Genomic DNA, 19,328 nt, shown 5'->3' with positions numbered 1-19,328 from the left:
TGATGCGGGAAATTCTTAGCCTGAGAAAACGGTCCAGTCGAGCACGACCTTGCCGCCGTGCCCGCTGCGAGCAGCTTCGAAGCCCTGCTGCCATTCGGTGGCCGGCAGGAAGTCGGTAACCACCGAGGCAATGCGCTCGCGCATCACCTCCGAGGAGGTGAGCATGGCGCTCATGGCGTACCAGGTCTCGAACATTTCGCGGCCGTAGATGCCGCGCAGGGTCAGCATGTGGGTGACAACCTTGCCCCAGTTGATGTCGATCGAGGTGCTGGGCAAGCCGAGCATGGCGATCTTGCCGCCATGGTTCATGTTCTCGATCATTTCCGGCAGGGCGGTCTTGTGCCCGGACATTTCCATGCCGTAGTCGAAGCCTTCGACCATGCCCAGCTTCTGCTGCGCTTCCTTGATGCGGGTGGTCGCGACATTCACGGCCAGATCGATGCCCATGGACTGGGCCAGTTCCAGGCGCTGCTCGGAGACATCGGTGATGGCGATGTTGCGGGCGCCGACGTGGCGAGCCACTGCCGCGGCCATCAGGCCGATGGGTCCGGCACCGGTGATCAGCACGTCCTCGCCCACCATCGGGAACTGCAGTGCGGTGTGCACGGCATTGCCGAACGGGTCGAAGATGGCGCCGAGCAGTGGGGTGATGCGCTCATCGCGGTGGATGTAGACATTGCTTTCGGGGATCACCACGTATTCGGCGAATGCGCCGTCGCGCTGCACGCCTACCGAATCGACGTTGATGCACATCTGCTTGCGGCCGGCGCGGCAGTTGCGGCATAGGCCGCACACGACGTGGCCTTCACCCGAGACGCGGTCGCCGATCTTGACCCCGTGCACGAAGTCGCCGATTTCCACGACCTCGCCGTAGAACTCGTGGCCCGGAACCAGCGGGGTGTTGATCATGGCCTTGGCTGCATCGTCGTAGGCTTCGATGTGCAGGTCGGTGCCGCAGATTCCGGCGGTCATGACGCGGATCTTGACCTCGTGGGCGCCGGTCTCTGGTTCTGGGCGATCAACGAGTTCCAGCCCCGCGTGCGGGCCGGACTTGTACAGTGCTTTCATGCGGGTTCCTTTGGATTGGGCACCTGGGTGCGCGCAACACAGACATGGGGTCGCTTCAAGTGTCGCACCCGACAGCACGGTACAACACCTTAGAAGATCACTGATTTACTGATCCAACGATTTAGAATTTACTTCATGGAATTGCATCAGTTGAGGATTCTGCGTGAACTCGCGGATTTGGGCAGCGTCAACGCCGTGGCGAAGGCCCTTTTTGTCTCGCCCTCGGCGGTCTCGCAGCAGTTGGCCCAACTGCAGCGCAATTTCCCTGTGCCACTGACACAGAAAGAGGGACGGCGGCTAGTACTCACCAGCCAAGGAAGGATCTTGGCACAAGCCAGCGCCCAGGTTGCTTCAACTCTCGCCGAGGCAGACTCCAAGATCAGGAACTATGAAGGCAACTTTGCCCAACCGGTACTCATCGCTGGATTTCATTCCATTGGCCAAACGATCTTCGCGCCGTTACTGAATTCCGGTGATGATGACCTGCCGCCCTTGCGTTTCTTTGATGAAGACGTTTCACAACAAGATTTTCCGGCCCTAACTTCTACATATGATCTGGTCCTCGCTCACCGAATGCCGCATACCGAGGCCTGGCCTGCCGACAGAGTTTCCGTAATCCCATTGGCCTTCGAACCCCTAGATATTGCTGTGCATCAAGATCATCCACTGGCACGGTTTGAAAGTCTCTCGCCAGCTCAAGTTATCGAAGAGCCTTGGGTGGTCTCCCGCCCAGGATTCTCGCCGGCTGATGTGCTCGATACCATCGCCGCGTTGTCGGGGTCGGCTCCTCGAATTGAGCATCGGGTCAACGACTACGGCACGGCAGCCGCACTGGTACGAGCCAGTCATTGCTTGGGAATTTTGCCTCGCTTCACTTCGCGGTCCATGCTGGGCAAGGATGTGACTTTACGACCAGTTTCAGGCTTGGAATCAGGTCGACAAATCGACATCCTGGTACGCGCCGAACACCTTCACAGACCGACAGTTATTCGAGTTATCGATGCCCTCAGAGAGACGGCGCGGAAGTTGGTGGCCGAAAATCTCTAGCGCCGGGTTAGTTCGCGTTGGAGGCCATTTCTTGGGAGGCTTTACCACTTTCCCGGACAGCTCCGAACAGCAAGGCGGCCAGCTCAACCTAGAGCGTTGAGCTGGCCGCTTTGCTGACCAATGATGTAAAAATACCGAGCCTTGGGCATTCCGCTTATTTGATGGCGCCAGCTGTCAGGCCTGCTTTCCAGAAGCGTTGCAGGAACAGGAATAGCAACAGCAACGGAATCACGGAAACCAGTGCTCCAACGACTACCAGCGACATTGGCACCTTGCCATTGGAAGCAAACCAAGCCACCAAACCCACTGTCACGGGCTGCAATGAGGAGTCATTGATGACCATTGCAGGCAACAGATAGTTATTCCAGATTTCTACAAAATTGATCAAGAAGATGGTCACCAGAGCGGGCGTCATCATGCGCACACCCACGCGGAAGAAGATCCCAACCTCACTTACCCCGTCAAGACGCGCTGCTTCAATTACTTCGTCAGGTACGGACTGCGCGGCGAAGACTCGCGAAAGGTATACACCGAAGGGGCTGACGATACTGGGCAGCAGGACAGCCAATGGATTATTGATCAATCCCAGCTCTGAAAACATGAGGTACAGGGGCAAAGTGAAAAGAATCTTGGGAATTAGTACCGCTGCTAGCACCACACTGAAAACTACTTCGCGTCCACGAAAGCGGTATTTGGCCATGGCATAGCCAGCCATCGATACCAGTAACGTCCCAACCAGGGCACCGATCCCGGCATAAAATACGGAATTCATAATCCACCGCAGGAAAATTCCGTCGCGTGCCGCCAACAACTCGGCGATGTTGTTCCCCAGGTGCATTCCGTTGAACCAAAAACCTGGAGCAGCAAACTGCTCGCCCATCGGTTTTGAAGCCGACACCAGTAACCACCATATTGGTGCTAGGAAATAAATCGCAAAGCATCCCAACACGATAGTGACAATCAGCCGACTCAACAACGTAGTTTCACGATTTGATTGAACCGGTTTCACGGATACGAGCTTTCCCAGTCTGGATTTAGCAATCGTCGAGCCCGTCTCAGACTGATTGCGGTCCTGCGCGGTAGAAGTACTTATTTTCGAATCTACATGGACGCTCATGAATCGGATCCTCGACGCGGGCGCTCCGTCGCCAGGCAGGGTAAAGGCTGAGCGGATCCAACCTCTCCCAGCGTACGTCACCTCTTTGAGACAAAACGCGCCCAGATTCACGGCCTTTGAACTTTGTACATTGTGCGCCTAAAACCAAACACGTTCAAACACCAGCCGTGCCGTAGCTCTGACAGTCCGGTTACACCAAAGTTTCATTCTTCAGTCACCTTGATAGTATGGCTTCAAATGGTTAAACGTCTTTCTCCGGTCATCATGCCAACTGTCCTTATTATCGGGTTGGCCTCTTGCTCGTCGATGCCTGAAGTCGATTGGAATCAGTCACAAAACGAGGCAAGTATGTTCCTGGAGGCAGCCACGTCTGCAAAGGGATCCCTCGGTGGGGGCACCCTGCGCGTTGGCCAAGGTACTCCGGGAGATACTGATTCGGGCATCGTTCTCAACTATGACTCCGGCGCCCGGATCACGGGGATCCGCGTCAGTTGCTTCGGAGAGGGAACGCTTCGACTCGGATTCGCCACCCAGACTGGGTCCAGTTGGAGCGGCAACGATACTGTCGAAGTCATCTGCAATGGCGAGGAGAACAACGTATCGGTTTCAGAGATCCTGTCTACGGCACAGGTCGATGCGGTGCAATTCAACGGCATCCTCGGTGAGGGAACGGGTGGAGTCCTCGCCGTGGCTATCTCCGGGGTGGCGAACTAACGCCCGCTGCAGTTGCAAGTTCGGCATTCGAAATCTCCAAAGGCGAACTTACGGCGCTGATAGGCATGATTCTCAAGCAAGTACGCGCCGTTGCGTTCTCCAACCGTGACTGCGGCAGAAAAAAATTTGCCGTACCAGCAGGATGCCGAACCGGAGACAGCACGCGTCGCCGATCTGTCTCCATTTGACTGTATAGCTGGCCGACGGGCGAAACATGATTTCTACCTACATTTTTCCGCAGAGCATTGATCAATGGAAACTGTACGATCCGCCGTATAGCTGTATCAGACGCATAGTCGTCCGTCACTCCATAATGCTTGTGGCCAGCCGGCGCCAGTGCAGAAAGTCCGCATCCGAACAAATCCTCGGACTATCCAAGCCATAGATGCTGCCCGTGGCCCGATGAGGGCACAGGCAGCATCTTGGTTGTTGTCATCAAGTTAGCCGTTGAAGGTGTCCGGGTTTGGGCCGGTGCGTCCATCGCGATCAAGGGCATCAATGCTTGCCAGTTCGTCGCTGGTCAATTTGAAGCCGAACAAGTTCAAGTTGGCGATGATGCGTGATTCAGTCACAGACTTCGGGATGATCACCCGGCCCTGCTGCAGATGCCAGCGCAGGATGACCTGAGCCGCGGACACCTCATGTGCCCGAGCGATGCCCACGATGGTTTCGTCGGTGAGCATTGCACCCTGAGCCAGCGGGCTCCATGCTTCGGTGACGATACCGTGCTGCGCGTTAGCTGCAACGACTTCGCGGTTCTGCAAAGCTGGGTGGAGCTCCACCTGGTTCACGGCCGGAACGATGGTTCCTTCGGCGACCAGCTGCTCCAGGTGCTCAGGCTGGAAGTTGGAAACTCCGATGGCGCGGATCTTCTTCTCTGCATACAGCTTCTCCAGCGCCTTCCACGTCTCAACGTAGAGATTCTTTTCCGGGGCTGGCCAGTGAATCAAGTACAGGTCCAGGTAGTCCAGGCCCAAGCGCTCAAGACTTGCATCAAAGGCTTCCAGCGCCTGCTCGTAACCCATGTCCGCAATCCAGATCTTGGAGGTGATGAACAGGTCTTCTCGGGCGATGCCGGACTGGGCCAGTGCTGCGCCCACGCCTTCCTCATTGCCGTAGATGGCGGCGGTATCGATGCTGCGGTAGCCGGCCTTGAGCGCTGAACCCACTGCAGCAGTGGTCTCTTCGTTGGGAACCTGGAAGACTCCAAAACCTACCTGAGGCATTTCAACGCCATTGTTCAGCGTGATGGTTGGAATGGGGGTAGTCATGTCTAACTCCTAGAAATTGGTTGGGGACTGAACAAAACTGTGGATTAGCCAGCTGTAACCAGCTGGGGTGATGCTGCCGAAGACTTCTTGGCCAAGCCCATGGCCAGGAGAATAACGACCAGTGCGACGAGGGCGATCAGTGCGCCGATCCAGATCGGCGAGGTGTAGCCCAGGCCTGCCGCAATGCCCAGGCCGCCAGCCCATGCGCCCAGCGCATTGCCGACATTGAACGCACCGATATTGGCGCCGGATGCCAGGGTCGGTGCATTGCCGGCGTACTGCATGATGCGGCTTTGCAGACCGGGAACGGTTCCGAACCCGAAGCCGCCCATCAGCAGCAAAGCGATAACGGTGGCGATCTGGTTGCTTGCGAAGAATCCGAAGAGGACAAGGACCACCAGCAGTGCCGAGATGAAGATGAGCAGAGTGCGGTCGATGCTCTTGTCAGCCATGCGGCCACCGATCCAGTTGCCGACGAACAGACCCACGCCGAAGAGCATCAGCAGCCATGGAACGCTGGTCTCATTGAATCCGGTGACCTCGGTCAGGGTGTAGGCGATGTATGTGAAGGCGCCGAACATGCCACCGTAGCCAAGGACCGTGACACTTAGGGACAGCCAGACCTGCAGCGAGGTGAAGGCCCCGAGTTCTCTGCGCAGGGAGATGCCTTCGGCTGCGTGCTTGATGGCTGGCACCAGCACGAGGATGCCGATCAGGGCGATAATGCCAATGCCGGAGATGGCCCAGAAAGTCGAGCGCCAGCCGGAATGCTGCCCCAGCAGGGTACCGAAGGGAACACCCAGTACGTTGGCGGCGGTCAGCCCGGTGAACATGATGGCAATGGCGCCAGCCTTCTTGTTGGCCGGGACCAGGTCAGCTGCCACGACCGCGCCGATACCGAAGAAGGCACCGTGGCACAGGGCGGCGATGACGCGGCCGATCATGGCCACTTCGTACGTTGCGGCCATCGCGGTAAGCGAGTTGCCGATGATGAAAAGTACCAGCAACCCGACGAGCACCGGCTTGCGCGGCAAGCGGACGGTGGCTGCGGTCAGGCCGAGCGCGCCGACCACGACGCTCAATGCGTATCCGGAAATGAGCCAGCCAGCTGCGGCCTCGCTGACGCCGAAGTCGGCTGCCACATCCGGCAACAAGCCCATGATGACAAATTCGGTAAGCCCGATGCCGAAGGCACCGATGGCCAACGCAATAAGACCGAGCGGCATAGCGTTACTCCTGATAGACTAGATAAATTAGTTGCACACGCTTGTTATTGCGCGATGAACACTATCGTTGCACACGCAACTAACCAGCGCAAGCAAGTACTTTTGGAGGAACCCATGGGAATCGCAGATGATGCTGTCGAAATCCGTGCCCGAGGGTGGCGCACTTTGGCGTCGTTGCACGGATTAATCGATACTGCACTTGAAAAGGACCTGACGGCGCAGGTGGGGCTCTCTGTGGTCGAGTACACACTTCTGGATGCCCTGAATCGTCAGGATGGCTGGCATATGCGCATGGCGCAGCTGGCCCGCGCCACGGCACTGAGCCCCAGCGCAACGACGCGACTGGTTACCAGGCTCGAAGACCGCAATCTGCTCTCGCGGGTGCTGTGCGCCGATGACCGCCGCGGCATTTACACCGAGCTCACTCCCACTGGCCACGAGCTGTACCAGAAGGCCAAGCCCATTCACGATGCCACGCTGGAACGCGTGTTGAAGCAGGCAGAAGAGCAGCCCGAGCTGGCGCCGCTGGCCCGCATTCTCCACGAATTCTCTGCCGCGTAGCCAATTGCTGAATCCTTGGAAGGGACCGTCCTTGCTGCATCCGAAATTTTCCGCCGTGCTTTTCGATTGCGATGGCGTCCTGGTGGATTCCGAGTCCATCACCAATTCCGTGCTCCGCCAGATGCTCATCGAGCTGGGCTGGGAGATCAGCCCCGAGCAATGCATCGAGATCTTCATCGGCAAGGCGTTGAAAGACCAGTGGCAACCCATCCTCGACCAGACCGGATTCCGCATCGACGACCAGTGGATTAGCCAGTTCCGCGCACGCCGCGACGAAGCGCTGCGCTCGGAGCTGCAGCCGATCCCCGGAGCGCTGGAAGCAGTCAATCAGATTTCGGCGGTCTACGGCCAGAACATTGCCTGCGCCACTGGCGCAGACCGGGCCAAGGTCGAAATGCAGCTGGCCCTGGCCGGGTTCACCGAGTACTTCGGAGACCGGGTCTTCAGCGGCATGGAATGCCCACGCAGCAAACCGGCACCGGATGTCTACCTGGCCGCAGCTGCGTCACTGGGCATTGACCCAGCTGGCGCACTGGTTATCGAGGACACGGCCACCGGGGTGGCTGCCGGGATCGCGGCCGGCGCGACGGTGTACGGCTATTCCAACGGCGGACCCACGAGCACTTCGCCCGAGCTGCTGCGCGCAGCTGGCGCAACGCAGGTGTTCACCTCCATGGATAAGCTGCCAGCTTTGGCATCCAAGCAATAAGCCAGAGCCCCGGGGAGCTGGCCGGTTCGCCTAATCTTGGCAGGCTCTGCCTGCTCAGAACGTTGAAGCGACCGCCCAGCTGCACCAAAAATGCCAGCCCCATCGAGGTCAGCTAACGGCCGCCGCCTGCTGGTTGGCAGCGAAATACTCGGCGAGCTGTCCATCGAGCGCTGGAATTTGCAGGGCCTCTCCCTCCGCGCGCATTGAGCGGGCGCCGTAGTCGCCCACGGCCACTGCCGCGCGAGCGGCAACCGGGGAAGTATCGGTCGCTCCCCCTTCGCGGGCAAAACGCAGGAACTCTGCGATCAAATTCGGATCTGCGCCGCCATGGCCTTCATCATCGCCATTGACTTCGACCTTCAAATCCGGTTCGGCGAATCCATGGGTGCTGCGGGTGTTCCACACGTGAATGAAGTCCCCGGGACCGTCGCCGAAATTCTCCAACCGCCCGGCGCTGCCGATCACTGTGTAGTTGCGCCAATAGTCAGGGGTGAAATGGCACTGCTGGTAGGAAGCCAGCACCCCGTTATCCAGCTTCATCTGCACCATTGACAAGTCTTCCACGTCCAGTTCTGGGTTCAGTTGCGTCTGCTTGGCCGGGGGCCAGTTCGACAGCGAGAACCAGTCGCGCATGCGCAGATCCGAGTTGTCCCGCCGATCGGTGACGTCACCGTAGACGGCCAGCGCGCCAACGCCCGAAACCTGGGTGCTGTAGCCTCCGGCCAGCCAGTGAATAACGTCAATGTCATGGGCTCCCTTTTGCAGCAGCAGCGTATTCGCATAGCGCTGCTGGGCATGCCAGTCCTTGAAGTAGTAATCTCCGCCGTTGCCTACGAAGTGGCGGCACCAGACGGCCTTGACCTCGCCGATGGTCCCGGAGTCGACGAGCTGCTTCATCTGCCGAATCACCGGCATATGGCGCATATTGTGTCCAACATACAGCCGGGTGCCTGTGCGCCGAGCGGTATCCAGGATCTCGTCGGCCGCTTCCAAAGTGATGTCCAGCGGCTTCTCCACGAAGGTCGGAATACCGGATTTCAAGGTGCGCACCACCACGTTCCGGTGCGTGTAGTCGGGGGTGAGCACCAGCACTGCGTCCAGCTCGAAGTCCAGCAATTCCTGCAAATCCCCGGTGACTACCGCATCAGGAAGCGCCTCAGCGGCATCCTGACGGCCGCGTTCGCTGGTGTCGCAAACAATGGACACGACGCTGCCTTCGTTTGGGCGCTGCAGGTAGCGGTGCAGGGAAGCGCGCAGCCCGAAGCCGATAATGCCAACTTTCAAATCCATGTTTCAGTCTCCTTGGGATAGTTCTGTGCTGATGGGGCCCGGATAGAAGCAGCGGGCGCGGTGGCCATCGGCCACCGGATCCAGCTCCGGCTCGCTAGTTGCGCAGTCCGGCCGGGCGACCGGGCAGCGGGTGTGGAAGCGGCAGCCGGAGGGCGGGTCGATCGGCGAAGGCGGGTCGCCTTGCAGCATGATCAACTGGCGCGCATGCGCCGGATCCTGGCGCAGTTCCGGTGCTGCCGAGAGCAATGCTTGGGTATAGGGATGGGCGCTGGCGTCATAGACCTGGGCGTAGGAGCCGGTCTCGATCACCCGTCCCAGGTACATGGTGGCCACGGAGTCGGAAATATGCCGCACGATCTGCAAGTCGTGGGCGATGAAGACGTAGCTCAGACCCAGTTCGCGCTGCAGCGAATCGAGCAGGTTCACCACTTGGGCGCGCACCGATACGTCCAGGGCCGAGACCGCTTCGTCGCAGATCAGCACCTTCGGATTCAGTGCGATGCCGCGGGCGATGCCGATGCGCTGCTGCTGGCCTCCGGAGAAGTTGTGCGGATAGCGTCCCAAATGATCGGGGTTCAGCCCGACCAATTCCATCATCTCGCCCAGATTAGCTCGGCGGGAGCCGCGCTTGGCGATGTCCGGGTGGATTTCGAAGGGCTCGGAGAGGATCTGCTCAATAGTCATGCGCGGGTTCAGCGACGCGTAGGGGTCTTGGAAGATCAGCTGGATATTCCGGCGCATCTGCGCCCGCTCCGCTCCGCGCAGCGCATTGATGTCGTGGCCCTCGAACAGCACCTGGCCAGCAGTGGGCTTTTCCAGCCCGCTGAGCACGCGGGCCATGGTGGACTTTCCACAGCCGCTTTCCCCGATGATTCCCAGGGTCTTGCCCTGTTGCACCTGCAGGTCCACCCCGTCCAGGGCCTTGACTACTTTGCGCGGCCCGATGGGCAGAGAACGGGCCACCGGGTAGTGGCGGGTAACCCCGCGCATTTCCATCAGCGGGGCGGCATCCGGTGTCGCGGTCTCTGGCAGGGTCTGCGGGCTAAGCATGGGCTAGCACCTCCTGGGAGTTGAAGCAGGCCGTGTGGCGCTGCGCGGCGATTTCGTCTAGTTCCGGGACTTCGGTGGCGCACTGCTGGTTGGCCAGATGGCAACGCCCAGCGAAGGCGCAGCCAGCCGGCAGGTTCAGCAGGTCCGGCGGGCTGCCCGGGATTGCTGGAAGAAGCTGGCCCTTGAGCTCCTCGCTGGCCACCGATGAGGCCAGACCGCGGGTGTAGGGGTGTGCCGGTTCGGAGAGCACCTGGGCGGTGGGCCCGTTCTCCACGATCCGCCCGGCATACATCACCGCCACCTGGTCGGTGACCTCCCGGACCACCGAGATGTCGTGGGTGATCAGGATCAAGCCCATGTTGTTCTCCACCTGCTGCTCGGTCAGCAGCTCCAGGATCTGGGCCTGGACGGTGACATCCAGCGCGGTGGTCGGCTCGTCGGCGATCAGCAGTTGCGGGTCCAGGGCCAGGGCCATCGCGATCACGATGCGCTGGCGCATGCCCCCGGAGAACTGGTGAGGGTAGTCGTTCACCCGACTGGCTGCAACTGGGATGCGCACCCGGTCCATCATCTGGATGGCCGCTTTCTTGGCCTCTGCCGGGCTGTAGCCGCGGTGCACGCGGTACAGCTCGCCGATCTGGCGGCCCACCGGGTGCACGGGGTTCAAGGCGCTGAGCGCGTCTTGGAACACCATGGCCACGCTGGCCGAGTTCAGCTCCCGGCGGCGCTTGGGGGTCACTGCGAGCAGGTCTTCTCCGTCCAGCAGGATCTGCCCACCGGTGACTTTCGCCGGCGGAGTGTCCAGCAGGCCCATGATGGTTCGCGCGGTCACGGACTTCCCTGAGCCCGATTCACCCAGTATGCCCAGGGCGCGGCCGCGCTGCAGCGAGAGATCCACGCCGTTGATCGCGGTGGCAACTCCCTGCCGGGTGGCGAACTCAACGCGCAGGTCCTTGATCTCCAGCAGCGGGTTTGCTGCTTCGTGCGCAGTGCTCATCACTTGCCCTTCGGGTCGAACTCGTCGCGCATGGCTTCGCCAAACAGGACGAAGCCGAGCACGGTAATGGTCAGGAATACGGCTGGGAACAGCAGCAGGTGCGGGGCGGCATCAATATAGTCGCGGGCCGCTGCCAGCTGCAGGCCCCAGGACACCGACGGCGGGGTGAGCCCGATGCCGATGAAGGTCAGGCCGGCCTCGGCAGAGATCATCCCGCCCACACCCAGGGTCTGCAGCACGAGCAGCGGGGTGATTGCATTGGGCACGATGTGCTTTGCGATGATCCGCCCATTGCTGGCGCCCAGCAGCCGGGAGGCCTGCACGTACTCGCGGTTGCGCACTTCCAGCACCGAAGAGCGCATGAAGCGCACGCCCCCGGGCCATGCGAACAGGGACAGCGCGAAGATCACGGTCCACACGTTGCGCTCGCTGAACAGCTGCAGCACCACGATCGCGGCCAGGATGAACGGTAGGCCGAAGGCCATATCGCACACCCGGGAAATCACTGCGTCCACCCAGCCTCCGAAGTATCCGGCGACGGCCCCGACCAGCGCGGCGATGCCAAAGGCGATGGCCGAGACCACGATGCCCACTAGGATCGAGGCGCGCGCCCCATATATGACATTGGTATAGTAGTCGCAGCCCTGGATATCGATGCCGAACAGGTGCGCGGCGCTAGGCGGCTGGTTGGATTTGAGGATGTCGCAGCTCTCCGTGGGCCCGGGACCAAAGCCGGTAAACAGCTGAGGGAACGCGGCCATCAGGATCATCAGCAGCACAATGGACCCGGAGATCGCGAAGCGCGGCTTCAGCCACCAGCGCCGGTGCGCGCCGCGCGACTTCTGCGGGGAGCGGTCCACCGCCTGGGCGCCATCGGCGGGATTGACTGTGCTCATGCTCGAACTCATATTCTCACCCGTGGATCGATCAGGCCGTAGGTCAGGTCAACCAGCAGGTTGAAAACCAAGTACACCAGCACCAGCAAGGTAGCGATGCCAACCACGATTGTGCCTTCCTTGTTGTTGATGGAGCTGACCATCAGTCCCCCAATGCCCGGGATGTTGAAGATGGCCTCGATGATGACCGCGCCGCCGAGCATGCCGGCTAGGCTCAGGCCCAGGTAGGTCACCACCGGGATCATGGCGTTGCGCAGTGCGTGGCCCCAGATGATCCGCCGCGGGGAAAGGCCCTTGGCCTTGGCGGTGCGCAGGTATTCAGCGCGCAGCACTTCCACCAGCGAGGTGCGAGTCAGCCGGGCCAGCCCGGCGGCGGCCTCGAAGGCCATGACCAAGGCGGGCAGAATGAAGGCCATGGGCCAGCCCGCGCGGATGCCGGCCGGGTCCACCCAGCCCAAGTGCACACCGAAGTAGGTCTGTGCGCCCAGAGCGATCACGAAGCCCGGTACACCCATGAACAGCACCGTGAACACCAGTGCGAAGTGGTCTCCCGACTGTCCGCGGCGCAGCCCTCCGTAAACGCCGATAACCAGGCCAATGAACAGCTTGAGCACCCAGGCAGTCAGCGCCAGCGCGAAAGTCACCGGCAAGCGCTCGAGGATCAAATCCAGTACCGGGCGGCCGAAGAAGTCGATGCCGAAGTCCCCGCGGAAGACCCCGAGGATGTAATTGCCGTACTGGACGAAAAACGGGTCATCCAAATGGTAGGCCTGGCGGATCTGCATCACGGTGGCCTCGGGCAGCGGGCGTTCGCCGGTGAGCGCCGAGATCGGGTCGCCCGGCATCAGAAAGGTCAGTGCGTAGATAATGAAGGTGGCGCCCAGTAGCACCGGGATCATCTGCAAGATGCGCCGCACGGTATAACCCAGCATTGGTTACCCCTTAAGAAGAATAGTGTGTACCGGCGGGAGGACCCATGACTCGTTTCATGGCCCGCCCGCCGGAGACTGGTGGTGCTAGCAGCCGTAGCCCGCGCGGTAGTACTGCAGGTCGCCCTGCACGTCGTTGAGCACGGCGCACTTGGACTGCAGGCCGTAGTCGGTCGGGATGAACAGCGGGATGGCTGGCAGATCCTTGATGATCTTCGCCTCGGCATGCTTGAACAGCTCGGTGGACTTCCCATCATCCATCTCGGCGCGGGCCGCGCGTAGCAGCTTGTCCACTTCTGGATTGGAGTAGCCGGTGGCCAGATTGCCGTCGCCACCGGTCTCATACTGGCTCAGGTACTGGTCAGGAGACATGTACGACCAGCCCCACAAGCCGAAGGCTGCGCCTTCGAGCTTCTGGTTGTTGCGGCGCTCGGACAGCTCGGTGCCCAGCATCGGCTTCATCTGCACCTTGATGCCCAGGTTGTCCTGGATCTGCTTGGCAATGGCCTGCACCAGCTGCTGGTCGGAGTTGGAGTTGCTTTCGATAGTCAGCGTGCCTTCAAAGCCGCCGTCATCAGCCAGGATCTCCTTGGCTTCCTTGGGGTCGAAGGTGCATGCTTCGCAGGATCCGGGAACGTAGGATTCCAGCGATGGCGGGACCAATGAGTCAGATGGCTCGGCGTGACCCTTGAGCAGCGAGGTGGCGATCGCTTCGCGGTCAATGGACATGGAGATCGCCTGGCGCAGAGCCGGGGAAGTCAGTTCATCGACGTAGGCAGGGACCTGCAATGTCTGCTGCTTGGAGCCGATTGCGACCTTGTACAGCGCTTCTTCGCCCAGCTGGCTGGAAGCCTTGTCCACCATGGTGGCCGGCACGTTGCGGATCATGTCCAGGTTGCCTGCGGTCATGTCGGTGTAGGCCGGATCCACGGAAGTGTAGATCTTACCAATCAGCTTCTCGGCTCCGCCACTGAAGCCCTCGGCACCCTTGAAACCGTCCCATTTCTCCATCACTACCTGCTGGTTGTGCTCCCAGGAGTCGAACTTGTATGGTCCGTTAGAAACTGGTGCCTGGTCGTAACCGGTCTCGTCATCGAATGCGCTTTGCGGCATCGGGCAGGTCGGGTTGGTGCTCAGAATTGCCGGGAAGTCGCGGTTCGGCGCCTTCAGAGTGACTTCCATGTGGGTGTCGTCCACAACCTTGACTCCGGAGAGCTCGCTGGCCTTGGCTTTGCCTCCATCCAGCGGGTTCATTTTGTCATAGCCTTCGAAGGAGACGAAGGTGCCATTGCCCTGCCAGGCGTTGGATCCGGTGGCGGTGGCGTTCCAGGCATCGGCGAAGGATTGTGCCGTTACCGGGGTGCCATCGTGGAAGGTCCATCCGTCTTGCAGCTCGATATCCCAGACCTGGGCATCATCGCTGGTCACCGATTTGGCGGCCAGCGGTTCCAGCTTCTGGGTTTCGGAATTCACTTCCATCAGGTTCGCGCACAGCGCCATACCGATCTGGCTTCCGGGATCCTTCTGCGGCACGATGCTCTTTGGCTCGCTGGTCATGAATGACAAGGTTGCCTCACCGGATCCATCACCGACTTGCTCCGCTTGGCTGCTGGCTGATGAGCAGCCGGTTGCGGCGAGCATCAGCGATACGACACAGGCAACGAGCGCAGTTTTCTTCTGTCGTTCCATCTTGTTCCTCCCTGAGCGGCTACCGGCACCTGTGCCGGGCTCGTGGCCGCTGTCACTTTATTTATTTTATGAAATAAAGTAAACATTGCAGAAGGTGTGACTGTCAACACTTTCCGGGGCTTATTCTGCCTCTGTCTCCGCATGCAGCCGATCAATAAAGGCCAGCGGATTGGCCAGCACTTCGTTCACCATCAAGCTGGCTGCGAAGATCGACAGCGACAGCGAATGGTCGCTGGAGTAGACTACGCGGCTTGAGGCCTGGGCGCCCTGCAGGGAATTCTCCGCGACCACCGTTTGGACCAGGGTCCGGGTTTCGGGGCGTTCGGCCGGGGTCCCGGCGATTACTAGCAGCCCCGGGTCCAGCAGGTCGAAGAGCATCGCAGCGGCCCGGGCGACAAAGGTGTCGCGATCAGCGACCAGGGCACGGATCTGTTCATCACCAGCGTCATAAAGCCGATCAATATCGCCATAATGCATCACATCAAGGCGACCGGCCTCATGCGCCCGGCGTACGGTAGCTTCGTCGGTTGCCATGACTTGCAGGCAGCCACTGCGTCCGCAATCGCAAGGGAACCCCTGGTCACTGACTTGAAGATGGGCAATGTTCCCGGCATGCTGCGACCAGCCGGCGCGGATCCGCCCGTCACTGACTAAAACCGCGCCCAAATCCGAGGTGATCACCATGAGCAGGAAATCGCGCTCCGTGGCGCCATGCCCATAGAACAGCTCGGACTGCGCCGCTGCGCGGGCATTGTTGTCCAGAATAATCGGCTGGGGCAATTCTTCGAGCATCTGCACCGCGGGAACCTGTTGCCAACGAGCACCGCGATTCTCCACAATCCGCCCGTTGATCCGGTCGACAATGCCGCCGGTGGCTACCCCGGTCCCCAAGATTGGCCTCCCCTTGGCATGCTCGTCCACCAGCTGTTTCGCTTGGTTAATGACCAGCTTGAAGGACTCTTGGGCGCCCAAGCCATCATGCGGCACGAGAACCGAGGCCTTGGCCACCCCATCCAGCCCGGTAAGCACCACGCCGGTGACTCGCGGTCCCAGGTGGATGCCCATCACCAGATTGGACTTGGTATCAACGTGCAATGGGACCCTGGGCCGCCCCTGCCCCACAGCCATTGGTTCGGCTTCGCTGATTAATGAGCTTTCCAGCAAGCTCGCCGCAATGCCGGTAACCGATGCGGCGCTGATGCCCAGGGCATCGGCGACATCCTTGCGGGAGCCGCCGGGCGAAGAGAAAATCTCCTGGAGCACCATCGAGTAGTTGCGCACCCGGGCCGGGTCGGACTTGCGGGACATGCGGAGAAGGTCCTTTCCATGACAGCAACCTGAAGGGGCTACTTGGCTTATTGTGTCACTGTGCGGGTCAACTTCGGGAACACAGGTGGCATTCAGAGGCCATGATTGAGCAGAATTACGCAGCCCAACCAGCTATTACACCAGGAACGAAGCGGACCGGTTCGTTCTGGTTGGTTCGCCATTTTCTGGGGCCGCAGCATCCATTCGGACCACTTTTCGCTGCCCCATTCGCTGGCTGCGGCATATTCCCCGTCAAGCCGCAAGTACGCCATCAACAACATGTGATGCAAGGACTCTCGCATTTCGCTTCGTTCGGCGCAGCGGGTTTCTTTGTACGGAAAACCGGTTGATCGCGCCCTTTCCAACGCGCGCACTTTCAGCGGCAGAAGATCCCGTGTGGGAAGCCGCGAAGCTGGTGGGTAAAGTAGGGCGGACTGCGGGAAACAGCGCGCTTCGGAACTTGAAAAGCAATGTTGTGCCCCGTGTGCTAAACCCGGCGATATGGGATCACCTTGCCGCCGATCCACAACACCATCTGCCAGCCCATAGCCCGGTTGGACGGTGCTGCTGTTCAAGGAGCTCGGTCCCCCGCATTCGACATTTCTGCTGCTGTCGCGTAGAGCGTTCTTCTATCGCTGTGGCCGTAAGAGGCTAGCAAGTCGCTTTCATCAGCCCTCGAACCGAGCAGCTTGAAGCACACTTTTCCAGCTAAGAAATACGTCCGCCTTTGCCGAATCGGCGTGGCTGCAAAGCATGGTTGTGGGAAGGCTCAACCAAGTTCATTTTGGTCTTTACTCCTCTCCGACTGGAACCATATCAAGCGAATCGGGCTTCACTGGATTCAGCCATCGAGCCAGGGTAGTCTACGTCCATGCATACCTCGCGCTATGAAGCCGATATGCATCCAGCAGAAGCTGTCGCCAGGCTGCTGGACTAAACGGGAAACACAGTGACCTCAGTGATTCCCTCTGGTTACGAATCGTATGTGCTGGTCCTCAATCCGGTCGAACTTCGAGACGGTTCAACTATCCTCCGGACGGATGTCATGGGCAGGAACGGAGTCAGCCTCGGGCATGGATCCAGTGGCCCGAGCTCGCAGTGAAAAAAGACGCCAAGTAACCGGAGGGTTACTGGCGGGTACCCGACAGGGGAAATCCACCCGCCAGTCTTGCAAGGCAACTGACCAAAACCCTCGATCCAGATCCGAGCACCCACTCTTTCGCTTCCTGGGCCGGGTATGCCATGGATTTCATGAACAGACCACGATGTTTTCTCCGTATCAAAGCGAAATGCTGCTCTACTCCGGAAAATTGACGGATCAGCGCGGAGCTTCCCTCTTGTCCACGACATCAACGGAGCGTGTGCCGATGTACTGGTGGCCCTCGAATCTTCGCTGGTTCGTCGGTCAGGACATCTACGCGAGAAGTCTCGTAGTCGGATGCGAGCGACGGACCGCGCAAAAGATCCTCCAGGATCCTCTTCTTGATGCTTACCCCATCAACCCTTCAGATACCGTACCCTCAAATGAATATTGACCTGGGCAACATCTCTCAGTTCGACGCGCTTCCGTAACTCTTCACCCGCAAATCATCTAGACAACAGTGATGGAATCTTAGAGTAGAGAAAATAGGCTGAAAGCCCAGCTGACCACCTAAAAGGTATTCGAAGCTCATTCCCATGGCGCATTGTGTTACGGACCCGCCCATCGTTCAATTACCGGCAATCGCCGCTGATTCGGAATCGGTAAGCAGGATTCCCAATGTTTCACGGCCAATGACGCCCAAAAGATCATCAGGGCCGAGGTCTGCGGTCAACATTGCATATCTCAGACCCCAGCCTCGACTACGTCGCCATAACGAGCTTCGGGGTTCTGCCCCGTACTGGTCGAATGCCTCCGAAATTGCTGCAGGGCTGAAATGCATCCAGAACATGCCAAGGTCGCTGGCTGGATCACCAATGCAGAGATCTCCGAAATCAACCAACGAAACCGTGGCATCGTCGTTGGCTGAGTCGTTGACAATCGTGTTGTGCGGATGCGGATCACCATGCAACCAAAGCGGTGCGCCTTCATGCGGTGCCGCGGCCACTGCGTCTTCCCAAAGTGCAAGGGCCGGTTCGTGCAATGTAGGGTCCAGCGCCGAAATCTGCTTGCGGGTTTTCTTGTCGAGCGCGGCCAGCGGCACCCCGCGGAATTCACTGTGCGGTCCGGACGCTCCGGCAGGCTGGTGCAGCCGGTACAAGTACTGCGCGAATTCTCCGGCGTAGCCATCGCGCCTGCGGCGGTCCACCGTCGCTGCGCTGCGGCCCGGGACATAGGGGCAGATGGAGAACGTGAAGGGGTACTGCGGCGCGGGCCGGCCAACGAAGACCGGCATGGCGATGGGCAGTCCGGTCTCGGCGGCCAATTGCGGCAGCCAACGCCGTTCCTTGAGTCCAATGGCCTCGCCTAGTTCCCGGCGCGGCAGGCGCACCACCAGCTCAGCACCCAGCCGGTACACCTCGTTATCCCACCCGGTAGCCAGATAGGCAATGTCCTGGTTCGCCCAGTTCGGCGCCTGGCTAACCAGCAGGTGCCTGACCAGCTCCGCGTCAATTTCAACTTCGGCTGGCGGCATTCCCTTATCCGTGGAGACAGAAGAAGTCATTGCTCAATGCTAGTGCACCCCGCATGGCTCACGCTGCCGCGCGAATCGTTCTAGAATCGGTGCATGGACTCCCCTGCACCCGGCGAGCAGATCCTCGCCACGCTCCTGCTAGAGAAATTCGACCAGCTTACCGAAGCCTTGGCGAGCATTCCGCAGGAACAAGCCAATAGCGTCCTGCCAGTTCACGGCAGCAATTCGCCGGTGCAGCTGGTGCTGCATTGCTGCGGGATGATGCGCCGCTGGTCTTCCACGGTCAATCTCGGCCTCGAGGTCCCCCGCGATCGGGCCGCCGAGTTCACCGCGGTGATGGACAAGGAGGCTGCCCTGCAACTGGCGCATGAGGCCAGGAAGGCGTTCGCCAACGACCTGGCGCTCACGGGCATGAATGATGCTCCCGTTGCGGCCCCGCCAGGCAGGGAGGGCGAATACTGGATGTCCACCTGCCAGGGCGTGCTGCTGCATGTGCTCGAAGAGCTCTGCCAGCACTTGGGGCATCTGGAAATCACCCGGGATCACTTGGCCAAGGACGCGTCGTGAAAGGCATCCGGCAGGTCACAGCTGGCCTACCCATGGCCTTTCCCGGGGCCTGAAGAGCGTCCGCGCGCAGAGCCGTCCCAAACGAGCAAGGCTCCTGCAGCAGGCAAGAACAAGAGAGCTGGAAGCCACTGGAATGCCATCAATGCCACCATGGCGGCCAGCAGCATGGCCAGCGCCGCGATTCTGGGCCATGCAGCCATGACTGCCCTCCTAGAAGCCTTCTACCGCTCAGCGGTAGTTGATTTGGTGTGAAACCCTAGCAGGATCAGTGCGC

19 protein-coding genes are annotated in these 19,328 nt (G+C 60.1%); 6 read left to right on the top strand and 13 right to left on the bottom strand.

Annotated elements, in window-relative coordinates:
* Nucleotides 1-15: 15 nt before the first annotated feature.
* The gene (gene tdh / locus CQ012_RS07385; protein WP_105657175.1) at nt 16-1,068 is read right to left on the bottom strand and encodes an L-threonine 3-dehydrogenase; all 1,053 of its coding nucleotides are present in this window, start codon (nt 1,066-1,068) and stop codon (nt 16-18) included.
* 135 nt (nt 1,069-1,203) lie between these two features.
* Here tdh and CQ012_RS07380 point away from each other — a divergent pair, with 135 nt between their 5' ends.
* Nucleotides 1,204-2,115: a LysR family transcriptional regulator gene (locus tag CQ012_RS07380; RefSeq protein ID WP_105661762.1), complete on the top strand. Its 912-nt coding sequence runs from the start codon at nt 1,204-1,206 to the stop codon at nt 2,113-2,115.
* A 154-nt stretch (nt 2,116-2,269) separates the two neighbouring features.
* Here CQ012_RS07380 and CQ012_RS07375 read toward each other — a convergent pair whose 3' ends face one another.
* Nucleotides 2,270-3,232, bottom strand: a complete 963-nt coding sequence (locus CQ012_RS07375) for a carbohydrate ABC transporter permease (RefSeq protein ID WP_105661761.1) — start codon at nt 3,230-3,232, stop codon at nt 2,270-2,272.
* 237 nt (nt 3,233-3,469) lie between these two features.
* Between CQ012_RS07375 and CQ012_RS07370 the strand changes: the two genes are divergently transcribed.
* The gene (locus tag CQ012_RS07370; protein ID WP_146112254.1) at nt 3,470-3,946 is read left to right on the top strand and encodes a hypothetical protein; all 477 of its coding nucleotides are present in this window, start codon (nt 3,470-3,472) and stop codon (nt 3,944-3,946) included.
* 440 nt (nt 3,947-4,386) lie between these two features.
* On the opposite strand, the gene CQ012_RS07365 is transcribed toward CQ012_RS07370, so the two are convergent.
* Nucleotides 4,387-5,217, bottom strand: a complete 831-nt coding sequence (locus tag CQ012_RS07365; RefSeq protein WP_105657171.1) for an aldo/keto reductase — start codon at nt 5,215-5,217, stop codon at nt 4,387-4,389.
* A 44-nt stretch (nt 5,218-5,261) separates the two neighbouring features.
* Entirely contained in the window at nt 5,262-6,443 is a 1,182-nt protein-coding gene (locus CQ012_RS07360; protein WP_105661760.1) for an MFS transporter, read from the bottom strand.
* A 114-nt stretch (nt 6,444-6,557) separates the two neighbouring features.
* Here CQ012_RS07360 and CQ012_RS07355 point away from each other — a divergent pair, with 114 nt between their 5' ends.
* Both CQ012_RS07355 and CQ012_RS07350 read left to right on the top strand, forming a co-directional pair.
* Complete coding sequence (locus CQ012_RS07355; RefSeq protein ID WP_105657169.1) at nt 6,558-7,004, top strand: MarR family winged helix-turn-helix transcriptional regulator; 447 nt, start codon at nt 6,558-6,560, stop codon at nt 7,002-7,004.
* Nucleotides 7,005-7,059: 55 nt separating this feature from the next.
* Nucleotides 7,060-7,713 carry an HAD family hydrolase gene (locus CQ012_RS07350; protein ID WP_286134589.1) on the top strand — a complete coding sequence of 218 codons (654 nt, stop codon included), beginning with the start codon at nt 7,060-7,062 and terminating at the stop codon, nt 7,711-7,713.
* 108 nt (nt 7,714-7,821) lie between these two features.
* Here the strand turns inward: CQ012_RS07350 and CQ012_RS07345 are convergent, their stop codons facing one another.
* The 7 genes from CQ012_RS07345 to CQ012_RS07315 form a co-directional block, all read right to left on the bottom strand.
* The gene (locus CQ012_RS07345; protein ID WP_105657168.1) at nt 7,822-9,003 is read right to left on the bottom strand and encodes a Gfo/Idh/MocA family protein; all 1,182 of its coding nucleotides are present in this window, start codon (nt 9,001-9,003) and stop codon (nt 7,822-7,824) included.
* Between the two features lie 3 nt (nt 9,004-9,006).
* Complete coding sequence (locus CQ012_RS07340; RefSeq protein ID WP_105657167.1) at nt 9,007-10,053, bottom strand: ABC transporter ATP-binding protein; 1,047 nt, start codon at nt 10,051-10,053, stop codon at nt 9,007-9,009.
* Entirely contained in the window at nt 10,046-11,050 is a 1,005-nt protein-coding gene (locus tag CQ012_RS07335) for an ABC transporter ATP-binding protein (RefSeq protein WP_105661759.1), read from the bottom strand. Before CQ012_RS07335 ends, CQ012_RS07340 begins: the two co-directional genes overlap by 8 nt.
* On the bottom strand, nt 11,050-11,946 hold the full coding sequence (locus CQ012_RS07330; RefSeq protein WP_105657165.1) for an ABC transporter permease: 897 nt from the start codon (nt 11,944-11,946) through the stop codon (nt 11,050-11,052). Before CQ012_RS07330 ends, CQ012_RS07335 begins: the two co-directional genes overlap by 1 nt.
* Before the next feature lie 8 nt (nt 11,947-11,954).
* Nucleotides 11,955-12,878 (bottom strand): ABC transporter permease, encoded by a 924-nt coding sequence (locus tag CQ012_RS07325; RefSeq protein ID WP_105657164.1) that lies wholly within the window; start codon nt 12,876-12,878, stop codon nt 11,955-11,957.
* Between the two features lie 84 nt (nt 12,879-12,962).
* Complete coding sequence (locus CQ012_RS07320; RefSeq protein WP_105661758.1) at nt 12,963-14,564, bottom strand: peptide ABC transporter substrate-binding protein; 1,602 nt, start codon at nt 14,562-14,564, stop codon at nt 12,963-12,965.
* A 120-nt stretch (nt 14,565-14,684) separates the two neighbouring features.
* Nucleotides 14,685-15,872: an ROK family protein gene (locus tag CQ012_RS07315; RefSeq protein ID WP_105657162.1), complete on the bottom strand. Its 1,188-nt coding sequence runs from the start codon at nt 15,870-15,872 to the stop codon at nt 14,685-14,687.
* Between the two features lie 101 nt (nt 15,873-15,973).
* Between CQ012_RS07315 and CQ012_RS17755 the strand changes: the two genes are divergently transcribed.
* Nucleotides 15,974-16,222, top strand: a complete 249-nt coding sequence (locus tag CQ012_RS17755; protein WP_133833013.1) for a hypothetical protein — start codon at nt 15,974-15,976, stop codon at nt 16,220-16,222.
* 1,359 nt (nt 16,223-17,581) lie between these two features.
* On the opposite strand, the gene CQ012_RS07310 is transcribed toward CQ012_RS17755, so the two are convergent.
* The gene (locus tag CQ012_RS07310) at nt 17,582-18,517 is read right to left on the bottom strand and encodes an aminoglycoside phosphotransferase family protein (protein WP_105657161.1); all 936 of its coding nucleotides are present in this window, start codon (nt 18,515-18,517) and stop codon (nt 17,582-17,584) included.
* Nucleotides 18,518-18,580: 63 nt separating this feature from the next.
* Between CQ012_RS07310 and CQ012_RS07305 the strand changes: the two genes are divergently transcribed.
* A complete protein-coding gene (locus CQ012_RS07305; protein ID WP_105657160.1) occupies nt 18,581-19,054 on the top strand; it encodes a mycothiol transferase in 474 nt (157 codons plus the stop codon).
* A 26-nt stretch (nt 19,055-19,080) separates the two neighbouring features.
* On the opposite strand, the gene CQ012_RS17580 is transcribed toward CQ012_RS07305, so the two are convergent.
* Nucleotides 19,081-19,254: a hypothetical protein gene (locus tag CQ012_RS17580; RefSeq protein WP_166650654.1), complete on the bottom strand. Its 174-nt coding sequence runs from the start codon at nt 19,252-19,254 to the stop codon at nt 19,081-19,083.
* Nucleotides 19,255-19,328: the final 74 nt, after the last annotated feature.

The sequence above is a fragment of the Arthrobacter sp. MYb214 genome (genome assembly GCF_002979865.1).
Classification (GTDB): Bacteria; Actinomycetota; Actinomycetes; order Actinomycetales; family Micrococcaceae; genus Glutamicibacter.
Note: the sequence above shows the minus strand (reverse complement) of the source record. Positions and strands in the feature narration are given on the sequence as shown.